7 protein-coding genes are annotated in these 12,028 nt (G+C 45.5%); 5 read left to right on the top strand and 2 right to left on the bottom strand.

What is annotated here, in order from left to right; all coding sequences use genetic code 11:
* Window positions 1-84 precede the first annotated feature (84 nt).
* The gene (locus tag MHH46_RS30345; protein ID WP_076179213.1) at window positions 85-855 is read left to right on the top strand and encodes a hypothetical protein; all 771 of its coding nucleotides are present in this window, start codon (window positions 85-87) and stop codon (window positions 853-855) included.
* Window positions 856-928: 73 nt separating this feature from the next.
* On the top strand, window positions 929-4,657 hold the full coding sequence (locus MHH46_RS30340; RefSeq protein ID WP_076191734.1) for an S-layer homology domain-containing protein: 3,729 nt from the start codon (window positions 929-931) through the stop codon (window positions 4,655-4,657).
* Between the two features lie 67 nt (window positions 4,658-4,724).
* Here the strand turns inward: MHH46_RS30340 and MHH46_RS30335 are convergent, their stop codons facing one another.
* Window positions 4,725-4,853 (bottom strand): hypothetical protein, encoded by a 129-nt coding sequence (locus MHH46_RS30335; RefSeq protein WP_256717192.1) that lies wholly within the window; start codon window positions 4,851-4,853, stop codon window positions 4,725-4,727.
* A gap of 483 nt (window positions 4,854-5,336) precedes the next feature.
* On the opposite strand from MHH46_RS30335, the gene MHH46_RS30330 reads away from it, so the two are divergent.
* From MHH46_RS30330 to MHH46_RS30320, 3 genes are all read left to right on the top strand, one after another.
* Entirely contained in the window at window positions 5,337-6,143 is an 807-nt protein-coding gene (locus tag MHH46_RS30330; RefSeq protein ID WP_036682032.1) for an ABC transporter ATP-binding protein, read from the top strand.
* A complete protein-coding gene (locus tag MHH46_RS30325) occupies window positions 6,136-7,794 on the top strand; it encodes a hypothetical protein (RefSeq protein ID WP_076124007.1) in 1,659 nt (552 codons plus the stop codon). Before MHH46_RS30330 ends, MHH46_RS30325 begins: the two co-directional genes overlap by 8 nt.
* A 233-nt stretch (window positions 7,795-8,027) precedes the next feature.
* The gene (locus tag MHH46_RS30320) at window positions 8,028-10,043 is read left to right on the top strand and encodes an EAL domain-containing protein (protein WP_038573706.1); all 2,016 of its coding nucleotides are present in this window, start codon (window positions 8,028-8,030) and stop codon (window positions 10,041-10,043) included.
* Between the two features lie 77 nt (window positions 10,044-10,120).
* On the opposite strand, the gene MHH46_RS30315 is transcribed toward MHH46_RS30320, so the two are convergent.
* A complete protein-coding gene (locus tag MHH46_RS30315; protein WP_076124006.1) occupies window positions 10,121-11,818 on the bottom strand; it encodes a methyl-accepting chemotaxis protein in 1,698 nt (565 codons plus the stop codon).
* Window positions 11,819-12,028: the final 210 nt, after the last annotated feature.

The following is a 12,028-nucleotide window of genomic DNA, read 5'->3' as shown; positions in this document are numbered from 1 at the left end:
TTTAGAGAAGGGAGAGTTACGGATTTAAGGTACAAGAATGTAGTGAAGGGGTTTCTTATTTTATTTGAAAAGGATGGTACACATATGAAAAAGCTTTCGATCTCTTTGGTTGCCGCCGCTATCGTCTTCTCCGCATTGACGTATGCCGCAGTATCCGCTAACAAAAAAACAGCAGAGGCAGCACCCATTCAAGAGAGTAGTAATACAGCAGTAACCGCAGCAGCTTTACCAGCAGCTACTTCTGCGGCAGCAGTTGTTGTTCAGGCAGAAGCTACTGCAGCTCCTGTAACAGAAGCTGTCCAGCCGGAAGCTTCGGCTCCAGCAGCTGAGACAGTCACGGCAAAAGCGACTACGGCCCCAGCCGCAGCTGTTGATTCTGCGGCGAAGGTTGTGGCTTCAGCAGCTCCAGAAGCGGGTGCAGCTCAGCCTAAAGCAGCTGCCTCCCCGGCTGCGGACACCGCTAAGACGGCAACAGCTGCAACAACGGTATCTGCATCTGTTAAACCGCAAACCAGCGCGGCAACGCCTGTGCCAACTGCTGCGCCTACGACTGCTCCAAAAGCAAACGTAACCGCTAAAGCCGTTCAGCCGACCACCGCTCCTGTTGTATCTGAACAGCCTAAGGAAACCGCAGCTCCCGTAGCAAAAGCAACGGAGACACCTTCCAAAAAGGCTATAACCTTCTCTACCACAGAGGTAGTTAAGGCGACCCCGGCTCCGGTAGTTGAGTCTTCTCAACCGAAAACATCGTCTTCTGCACCTGCATCCACGGTCAGCGCACCAGCTCCTGCTCCAGCGGAAACGGTTCAGGCACCCGCACCGGCACCAGCCGCTGAGGAAGAGGTTTGTCCTTGATGAGCAGCAGGCTCATTCAGGATTCCTTTCAGCCCATTCTTCCCATAAACCTATTTAAGGCGAGGTGCACATAATGATACGACCATTAACCTTCAAAAAAATTGTAACGCTGCTGCTGGCAGCCTCCCTGCTAATCCTGCCTACTCAGGCAGGAAGAGCTTATGCTAATCCGGATACCGCAGAGGCGATAACCTCTTCCCAAGGCGGCGTTAACCAGTTTGACTATTTCAGTCATGTCTATGACCGTCTAAATGATGCTAACCATGTATTTAAAACAGCGACGTATGAAGATATCGTTCATCTTTTTGAGAGTGAAGGCACATACGCTGTTCTGGTTGGCGGTGCTTGGAGCGAGAATACACAGGCTGATATCGGCTTTATCAACGAGGCAGCTAAGGAATATGGCATCTCTACGATTTATAACTTTGATACTAAGCTGGACGGGGACACCCTTCAGATTGCAGACAGCAATAATAAATTCGCCTATAAATATGTTGATCTGGTCAACAAGTATTTGAAGAATTTAAATCTGTCTTCCAAAGATGATCCAGAACGCAATGTCAGCTATACCAATAAAAACGGGGAAGTTGTGACTGCTAACAAGCTCGAGTCTCCATTCTTATTTGTATACAACAAGGATCACAAGGATGCACAGGGAAATAGTGCTCCTGTCGTATCCTACCTGGATAAGAGCTATTCGTGGAATGAGTTCCTGACGAACGGAACACTTGATGCGGCGAAGGTTAATGCGTATAAAACATCAGTAAGTGAGGTGCTGGGTGCCGCTACCCAATATGACACTATCGACGAGTCGGCTTATATCAAGGCAGCATTTAATAAGAACTATGAAGGGGAAAATGAGGGCAAACCTACGATCTTTAATGAAGCGGATGGCACGCTTGTTTATGAACATGTGACCTATCATCAGCTGAAGCAAATTTTAGCGAGTGAGGGAAACTATGCGATTTTGTTAGGCGGCTCGTGGTGCCCTAACACGCAAGCGGTGATTAAATATATCAACGAATATGCCAAAAAACATAATATCCATAAGATCTACTTCTTCGACACTAAGCTGGATGCTGGTGTGACCGTTGCTGAGCCTAATAACAACAGCGGCACTAAGGGCAGTGCGAATCCGCATAATAATAATGAGCTTCAGATTAGAACCACCAATCATCCGTATGCGCAGCTTTATGTTGATCTGGTTCGTACTTATCTGACCAATATCAAGACCGAAAACAATACAGCTGCTAAACCAACTGTAATTAGTTATGTAGACGGACTTGGAAACACTGTGAGCGGAGACAGACTTCAGGTTCCGTATCTGTTCACTTATAACAAGGACAACAAGGATGCAGGAGGCAAAAACACACCGATTCTAGGGCATGTTGAACTTATGTACAGCTGGACGAATATCCAACCGGATTACGTGCAGGCTAATTACCCAATCGGAGCCAGATACAATAACACTACAACAGCGCTGGATAAAATATTCTCCAGACTCGAAGCTGTGCCGGCAGGACTTACGGGTGTAGCACCAACTGCGGCCGACAATAAGGATGGGCAAATTGTAGGCACCAGTTCAGCATTGGAATTTAAGCTTGCTGGAGACGAGGCTTACACCCCAGTTTCGGGATCAGCCATCACAGGGCTTGCACCTGGTGTTTACAAGGTAAGATATGCCGCAACATCGGGCTATCAAGGGCCAACCTCCGCAGCTGGACCTACAATCATTCCTTATAATGCTGGCGAAGACGTAAGTGTGGAAGTTCCTGCTTACACCCATCAACAAGCAGCTCCGATAGGACTGGTAGGCGTAGCCCCTACTTCTGAAGCTAATGATGATGGGCAAATTACGGGTTCAGCGGAAGGACAGGAGTATAAAGGCGTTGGAGAAGCTGATTATAAGCCTGTAACAGGTGCGGCTATCACTGGTCTTACTCCGGGCTTCTATAATGTGCGATATGCGGCAAAAGAGGGATACAGCGTTGGTAAAGACGCTACAGTTGAAGTCCCGGCATATGGTGAGCAAGCGGCACCTACAGGATTAGTAGGTGTAGCACCAACCAGTGCAGCTAATGACGACGGTAAAATTATAGGAACTACGAAAGCGCTGGAATATAAGCTGTCTACCGTTACCGATTATGTCTACGCATCAGATGTAGAGATCGTTGGATTGGTGCCGGGTATCTATCAGGTAAGATACGCAGCTAAAGAGGGATTTAACGCGGGTAGAGCAGCAGATGTAATCGTTCCAGCATTCACTGCGGAACAAGCAGCTCCAACTGGGTTGCAGGGAGTTGCTCCTACCTCAGCAGCGAACAACGATGGAAGAATTACGGGAACCACGACAGCCTTAGAATATAAGCTGTCGAGTGTAACTAATTATGTGTATGCACCAGATAAAGAAATCACAGGATTAATACCGGGCACGTATCAAGTGAGATACGCAGCCAAAGAAGGTTATAAGGCAAGTCCAGCGACTGACATTGTGGTTCCGGCCTATGTGCCTATTTCAGATCCTGGAACAGGTGGAACAAGTGGATCGGGTGGCAATTCTACACCGAGCACGACTACACCAACACCATCAGCAAGCCCGCAACTGGTTGCTACGGCAACAGCAGGGAGTACCGTGAACCTATCAGCAACAGCAGCAACTAAAACGGATAAAACCACAGGAGTTACTACTGCAACGATCACAAAAGAAACGGCTGCTGAATTTGTGAGTCTCGCTAAGAAGGCAGAAGCTGATGGGAAGAAGGCTATTCTTGAAATTAAAGTTGCAGCTACTTCGGATACTCAAACAGCTGATCTTATACTTCCAAGAAGCATAATTAATGAGTTAGCCGCCGGAACGAAGGCGGAGATTACCATTGATTATGAGAATGTGGGTACGATTACGTTTGATGCCAAATCATTGGCGAGCATTAGTGCAGCTTCAGATGCCGGAGACATCATTGTTAGAATCGCGAAGGTGTCATTAACGGCAGAAGGCAAGGCTGTTCTCGGAGACAGACCGGTTTATGACTTGTCGGTTATAGCGGGTGAAAGTACGATTTCCACCTTCGGTGGGGGCAGTGTTCGTGTCAGCGTACCGTACGTGCTGCAAGCGGGAGAACGGTCAGATGCAGTTATTGTGTATCACATTAACAGCACTGGAAGCTTGGACAATGTACGTGGAAATTACAATGCCGCCAAGGGAACTGTAGATTTCGTAACCACACATTTCTCCCAATATATTATTGGATATAATCAGGTGAGCTTTGCAGATGTTCCAGAGGCATCATGGTATAGCCATGCAGTAGGTTTCTTAGCAGCACGCAGTATCACATCTGGTACGGATGCTGAACATTACAGTCCGAATGCTGCAATCACTAGAGGGCAGTTCATCGTCTTGTTGCTCAAGGCTTATGACATCACACCGGATGCCATTGCTGCTGATAATTTTGCAGATGCAGGCAATACGTATTATACGAATTATCTTGCTACAGCTAAGCGTCTTGGGGTAGCAACCGGTTCGGGAGATAATCAATTCCAGCCAGATATTCAGATCACTAGGCAGGAGCTATTTACACTCTTGTACCGCTCGCTTGTAGCGCTAGGTGAACTGCCATCTGAGAAGACAGCGGCCACGCTTGCCGGCTTTAGTGATGCTGGACAGATCGCTGGTTATGCACAAGAAGCCCTTCAAGCGCTGGTAGAGAGAGGCGTAGTGACCGGAGCGAACGGTAAACTCAATCCGAAAGAAGTCACTACAAGAGCAGAAGCAGCACAGGTTATTTACAATTTGCTATCCAAATAATCAGCCACTAAGACATAGCGGACGTCACATAAGTAGCGTCAACTATGAATGCGGCGACTTGGTTTGACTAAGGCAGCAGAGCAGCGGTTCCTCCTTTATTGGAGTATCGCTGCTCTGCTTTTTTGTTTGTTAGCTGGCTGGTTGCACTTGCCCTGTCCGCTTGCCTCATGCCCGCTTGATTCAGCAGTTCATTCATTATCGGCGCGGCTTTCGGACCCAGATGACGTTATTTTCCGCTTTCCAGCCTTTGGGGCATAGTTTCGGACTCCAGCGACGCTATCGCTTTGAAAAAGGTGCGTTTATGGTGTTTTTCATGCTGATAGCGACTATGGGGTCCTTTAGCACTCCAAATGTGGTAAAAAGCCGCGTATAAGGTCAGCTGTGTCCGATAGCGTGCTCGCTCTCTTATTTATAAATGCTACCCGACCAAACGTACGCTGATCTTAGGCCGGTTTGCTCAAATAAAGGGGGTGCCAACAGCCATTTCGTGGCATCGGTGGCGCTGCCTTTCGCTATAAATCTCTAGTGGGTGGCCTAATGGCCACTCTTTTTTTAACTAGACATAAGATTAGCAGACTAAATCATGGAAGAGGATTCTACTAAATGATACAATTATTGTAATTACATAAAGTAGTAATATTTCACATTATTGATTAGTTACTAGAAAGGGGACTGAGATATGGGTTTAGCTGACGATCCGGTCATAGCGATTTCAGGTTTATGGATGAACTATACAGACCGAATGGTGCTAAAGGGAATTGATCTTAAGGTATATAGAGGACAAATTATTGGTTATATCGGCCCTAACGGGGCAGGCAAGAGTACAACGGTGAAGATTATGCTCGGTCTGGTAGAAGGATATAACGGTAAAGTGGAGATTTTCGGTAAGGATATTGCCGATGGAGATGTTTCTTACAAGAAACGTATAGGTTATGTGCCGGAGGTAGCCGAATTATATGATAGCCTCACTGCAAGAGAGTATCTAACCTTTGTTGGCGAGCTGTATGGGCTAGGTCGTGCCGAGGCGGACTACAAGGCCAAAAAATTAACTACACTGCTAGGTTTGGAGAAGTCTTACGATATGCGGATTTCTTCGTTCTCAAAAGGGATGAAGCAAAAGGTGCTGCTTATCTCCAGCATGCTGCATGACCCTGATATTTTATTCCTGGATGAACCGCTGAGTGGTTTGGATGCTAATAGCGTGATGATAGTGAAGGAGATTTTTGCATCGCTGGCGGCACGGGGGAAGACCATTTTTTACTCCTCACATATCATGGATGTGGTTGAGAAAATCAGCAGCCGAATCATTTTGATTGATGGCGGGGATATTGTGGCGGACGGAAGTTTTGCAGAGCTGAAGGAGAAAGGCCGTGAAGGGACGCTTGAAGATATTTTCAATCAATTAACCGGATTTGATAAATACCGTGATATCGCTGGTGAATTTGTTGCGGTCATGCAGGAGCAAGAGGTATCCTCTTATGACTGATTTCTTCGTGCTGAGGCTGTTGGATAAGCTGCGGGGTGCCTTTATAAGATTTGGAGTCGATTACGACACCATGCGGAGTATTTTACAGATCAAACTGACCATGGACGGAAGAAGAACGCCTACAGCGCTTGCAGGTATGCAGAAAAAGGAGAATGCTAAAGAAGGTTCACCCTTGCGATTACAGTGGATTTATTTACTATTTGGTTTAATATTAATTCCGCTAACGCTATCCAACGATCACTATATGCTGCAAATGAGCTTAACCTTTGGGATCATTATGTTTTTTGTCTCCACAACCCTGATCTCTGACTTTTCTTCAGTAATGCTTGATTTACGTGATAAAAATATTCTTTTTTCCAAACCCGTCAACCGTACCACCTTAAATATGGCCAAAACCATCCACGTTCTCCTCTACTTAGGGACAGTTACATTGTCAATCACTGGTCCATCTTTGGTATTTAGCCTATTTAAGCAGGGGATCGCTTTTTTTCTGATGTATGCGGTGACAATTGTCTTGTTAGACTGTTTTATCCTCGTAATAACTGCACTGCTCTACCTGATGATCATGCGGTTTTTTGATGGGGAGAAGCTCAAGGATATTATAAATTATACGCAAATCCTTTTGACGATCGGAATAATGGTGGGCTATCAATTCATCTCCCGGTTGTTCAACCTCACTGAGCTTGGCGCTGCTTATCATCCTGCTTGGTGGCAGTACTTTATTTTTCCGGTTTGGTTCGCGGCTCCGTTTGAACTGTTGCTTGGTGGAGCGAGAGAACCCTATTACTTCATTCTTTCAATGCTGGCTTTGATAACCCCACTTGTACTGATCGCAGCCTATATTAAGCTGATGCCACAGTTTGAACGGAATTTGCAAAAGCTGGCGGAGCAAGGCTCCGGTGGAAAAGACAAGGGCCAGATCGCAGAGTGGCTCTCCCGCAGAGTATGCAAGGAACCGGCAGAGGGGATTTTCTTTCGGTTTACTTGGTCCATGATGAAGAATGAGCGCGATTTTAAGCTGAAGGTCTATCCTGCACTTGGCTTTTCTATCGCATTCCCGTTTATTTTTATATTTGGTATATTGCAGAATAGTTATGATGGTTCCCTTAAAGGTTCAAAAGTGTACTTGTTAATCTATTTCTGCACGATGTTAATGCAGACTGTAATACAGATGTTACGCTACTCTACAAGTTATAAAGGAGCTTGGATTTATAGGCTGATTCCTTTACCCGATAGCACGCCTATTTACCGTGGGATGCTTAAGGCGGCACTGCTACGGCTAGTCTTGCCTTTATTTGCTGTAGATGCGGTATTGTTCATTCTGTTGTTCGGTGTGCACATTGTACCTGATTTAGTAGTGGTATTATTCGCCATGCTGATTTTCTCAGTCATCTGCTTTCGTGTTTATCCCCGGAGCTTACCTTTTTCAGAGCGTTATGAGGCAGCCAAACAAAAGGATTATACTGGAGTCGCCTTCATGCTTATGTTTTTGCTGATGGGGATGGCGGGTATTCATTATGTCTTCACTTTATTTACCGGAGGAATTTACATCTATCTGTTAGTTCTGGTAGTTTTGAATCAATGGTTATGGCGAAAGACCTTCCCCAAAACCCCATCAACCACAGGTCACATATCCAACTTTTCGGGGTGAGTGAATACGTCAAATATGGACATTTTTTGCCGACATAAAAAAAGGGTATAAATTCCAGTATTTTCTTAGACAATCGGCTGAATACAAGGTAGAATACATCTAAAGTTGCTTTTCAGGGATAACCTATAATCTTTACGCACTCTTCCATTTATCTGATATTCGTGTACTGATTTTTTACTTGAGAAATACGCTGCAGCGATTACGGTATTCAAAACCGGTGAAGAGGTTAACTAATGGATAAAATGGGAATCCACTATAACGTTTGGATTGTTTTACTATCATTTGCGCTAGCGGCGACTGCAGCTTATTCCGCGCTGAATCTGATCTCGCAAGTCCCTCGTTCGTTTGGGAAAGTTCGTCGCTTATGGTTAATATCGGGGGCATGTGTACTCGGCAGTGGCATATGGTCGATACATTATGTAGGGATTATGGCGAGCCGTTTTCCTTTTAGCGTGAATTATTATCCAGGCAGGGCTGTATTATCGTTATTGGTTGGTGTGTTGTGCTGCTATTCGGCATTCCGGATTACGTTTGTGCCACGTTTAAGAAAAAGTTGTTTAATAGTTAGTGGTGTTCTTCTAGGCAGCGGAATTTCGGCTATGCATTATATCGGAATGTCTTCCATGAAGATCGCAGCGGAGATTCATTATGAGATATGGACTCAGACATGTGCTGTAATCCTCGTTATGCTCTCGTCTTTTATCGGATTATTTCTATTTCACAAGTTTAAAGACTATGTGGGTTTTAACCGCTGGAAGTTATACTCTGCTCTCTTTATCGGATTTTCGGTGACTGGATTGCATTATACGAGTGTAAGGGCGACTCATTTTGAATATAACGGTCTACTAGGCAATACAACTTTTTTTATGGAGACTGATGTTATTCTTTTAATGGGAGTGTCCTTGGTAACGCTATTTATGCTTGCGATTTCTGGTGGTGCTGTATTTCTGGACCGGCATGTGCTGGAACGGATGGCTTATTATGATCCACTAACTGATCTTCCGAACAGGCATGGCCTGGTACGTTATTTTAAAGATGAATTTTTCGGGAGTAGATCTGGCGCCGTATTTTTTGTGGATCTGGATCGGTTTAAGTCGATTAATGATACGCTTGGACATGATATAGGGGACTTGTTACTGCGAGAGGTCGCTATAAGATTAAGACGCTCTGTAGGAAGTAAGGGCAAGGTCTTTCGTTTGGGCGGAGATGAATTCCTGATCGCTCTTCCAGATTGTACTGTGGAGGATGCGCAAGAGGAAGCAGAGCACATTTTATATGAGCTTAAGAAATATTACAGTATTCAAGGTAATGAGCTATATGTTACTGCAAGCGTGGGGATCAGTATGACCCCTATGCATGGAACTGACCGCTCAGCGTTAATGAAGGCAGCCGATACAGCTCTTTATACCTCTAAGGATTCGGGTAAGAATAAATTCAGTGTGTTCGATCAGGAGATGAACCGCCATCAGCTGCGACGGATGTCGCTGGAGAAGGATCTTCGTAAAGCGCTGGCACGCTCCGAGTTTATGGTTGTGTACCAGCCAAAATGGGATTCGTATATGAACGTTACCGTGGGTCTTGAAGCACTGCTGCGTTGGCGGCACCCTGAACATGGGATAATCTCCCCGGCTGAATTCATTCCCATTGCAGAGGAAACGGGACTGATTGTCCCGATTACCTATTGGATGCTGCATGATGTATGCAGCCAGAACATGCTTTGGCATAAGGAAGAGATAGCAAATGTCGCAGTCTCTATTAATATGTCAGCACGGATGTTTGAGGGCGGGGGCTTATACGATGTTGTAGAAGAAGCACTCACACGTTCAGGTCTAGAGCCGCATTTCCTTGAACTGGAGATTACAGAGTCCATTGCGATGAATAACATGGAAGAGACGGTTGCGCAGCTCTCCAGACTTCGGGCACTTGGGGTAAGGGTATCACTGGATGACTTTGGGACAGGCTTTTCATCCCTTGGTAATTTAGATGAGATTCCAGTGAACACACTCAAGATTGATCAAGTGTTTATTCGTAAGAGCAAGATGCATTCCAAGAAAGCCATTATCAGTAATATCATTGCGATTGCCACCAATCTTAATATGGAGGTCGTGGCGGAAGGTGTGGAGACGCCAGAGCAGATTGAGCTGCTGCAATCCTTAGGCTGCAGAGTGATGCAGGGTTATTATTATGGGCGGCCAATGCCGGTGCATGAGCTGGGCCAGTGGTTTATAGCGAATACAGCAGTATCGTAGCAGATGATCTCAATACATAGAATAAGGGGCTAGCGTCTAAGCAGAATATCTCTGCTTGGATGCTAGCCCCTTTGCTATTAAGAAACCTTAAATCGTTCAATCAGAATTTGCAGCTTCTCAGCTAGGGAGGACAGGAAAGCTGCTGCAGACTCAACTTCCTCCATTGCGGCAAGCTGTTCTTCTGAGGAAGCGGATAATGTCTCTGCACTGCTGGCCGTCTGATTAGCGACATTTACGATATTCTGAAGGGTTGTAACGAGACGGTCGGAGATCAGCGAAAGCTGGCGAACCGTTCCTGAGATCTGCTGGCTTTGTGAGGCCATTCCCGAGACAGACATTTCAATCTCCGAGAAGGACTGGCCTGCCGTGGCAATCATTTCTCTGCCGTGCTCCATCTCTTCTGTAGAGCGTTTCATAGTTTCTCCTGCCTGATCCATCTGGTTTACGATGATGTTGACCAGTTGGCCAATTTGCGCAGCGGAATGGGCTGAGCGCTCAGCAAGCTTACGTACGGAATGGGCAACGACCGCAAACCCTCTTCCCTCTTCTCCAGCTCTTGCGGCTTCAATCGCTGCATTCAGGGACAGGAGATTGGTTTCTTCTGCGATGCTGGCAATAGTACCCACGATATTTTCAATTTCTTTGGAATAACCACCCAAGGTTTCAATAATGAGTGCTAGGTCGGTAATACTGTCACTTACGACTCTCATCTGCTGTGTGGTGGAATCCATTGCCTCACGGCCTGTACGTGCTTTATTAGCGTTGCTGACCGCATTATTCATTGCGTTATCTGCATTGCCTGCAATCTCTGTGATGAAACGAGACAGGTCTTGTACAGACTTATATTCACCCTCCATATTCTGCAGCTGTGAATTCGCGGTATCGGCAAGTTCAATCGTAACATTGACGCTATATTCACCGGCCCGGTTGGTTTCCTGCGCACTGGCGGAGAGCTCTTCGGAAGAGGAGGCTACCTGCATGGAGGTCTCATTGACCTCGGTAATAAGTAAGCGCAGGCTTTGGGTCATGTCATTGAAATCACGGGCTAATGTACCAATCTCATCCTTGCTGTTGAATAAAATAGGATTATGAGTAAGGTCGCCCTGTGCAACAAGATTGACCCCTTTGGACAGCTTCGTTAACGGACTAATCATTCGGCGGATTAACAGATAAGCTGCCACAATAGCTATAACCAGAATGGAAGCACCGATAATAAAAGGCTGAACAATGATATCTTGAGTTCTTTCTTGAATTATGGAGCCATCGAAATTAATAGCCATCAGCGCAACTATAGGTTTAGATGGATCGTGATCCTGATAGATGGGGCCGTAACCTGTCTTAAGTGAGGTACCTTCGTATGTATAAACCTTGGAGTAGGAGGAATGCTTATGCTCAGTAATCATTTGCTTATCTTCATCTGAAAAATAAAAAGTATCGCCTGCTTTATAACCTCTAGCCTGGAAGCTTGAATCTGCGGCAAGTACTTTTCCGTCTAAGGATAAGATGAATGCCTCTTTAAAAATAGCCTTATGTGCTACAATCCAACCGATTCGATCCTCTACAGCCTCCAGTTTACTTTGATCGCCTGCCAACAATGCGGAAATGTCTGCGGGGTCAATCAGGCCGGTTGTAATATTAGCGCATCCTACCAATTCGATACCTGCGGCTTCGTCTACTTGCTTATAAGCTGTACGGTATCCGAAAAACCCGATGGATGATCCTACAAGAAGTAAGACGACGAACATCATCCAAGTTAATTTAGTTGCTAATTTCATTCTTCGCACCAACCTTGACAAATTATGTTCTCAGTGATAATAGCTCTCACCTCTACGATTATATCGTATTGATATGCTTATAACCTTACATGGAATATAGTATTTCTGTGTCGGAAATTGGAGAATGGTGGAAGTTTGCGCTTTCCATCATGCTTTCAATGGTTTAGTAGACAAAACCATTGAATCATAACCAGTTCTAATGGTACGCTT

The organism is Paenibacillus sp. FSL H8-0175 (assembly GCF_045040615.1).
Lineage (GTDB): Bacteria > Bacillota > Bacilli > Paenibacillales > Paenibacillaceae > Paenibacillus_AQ > Paenibacillus_AQ odorifer.
The sequence above is the reverse complement of the archived record's forward strand: the minus strand, read 5'-3'. Positions and strand labels throughout refer to the sequence as shown.

Bases quoted from the DNA above. Each gene is read 5' to 3' on its own strand.
- MHH46_RS30345 (WP_076179213.1), top strand. From the start codon at position 85: ATGAAAAAGCTTTCGATCTCTTTGGTTGCCGCCGCTATCGTCTTCTCC.
- MHH46_RS30340 (WP_076191734.1), top strand. From the start codon at position 929: ATGATACGACCATTAACCTTCAAAAAAATTGTAACGCTGCTGCTGGCA.
- MHH46_RS30335 (WP_256717192.1), bottom strand. From the start codon at position 4,853: ATGAATGAACTGCTGAATCAAGCGGGCATGAGGCAAGCGGACAGGGCA.
- MHH46_RS30330 (WP_036682032.1), top strand. From the start codon at position 5,337: ATGGGTTTAGCTGACGATCCGGTCATAGCGATTTCAGGTTTATGGATG.
- MHH46_RS30325 (WP_076124007.1), top strand. From the start codon at position 6,136: ATGACTGATTTCTTCGTGCTGAGGCTGTTGGATAAGCTGCGGGGTGCC.
- MHH46_RS30320 (WP_038573706.1), top strand. From the start codon at position 8,028: ATGGATAAAATGGGAATCCACTATAACGTTTGGATTGTTTTACTATCA.
- MHH46_RS30315 (WP_076124006.1), bottom strand. From the start codon at position 11,818: ATGAAATTAGCAACTAAATTAACTTGGATGATGTTCGTCGTCTTACTT.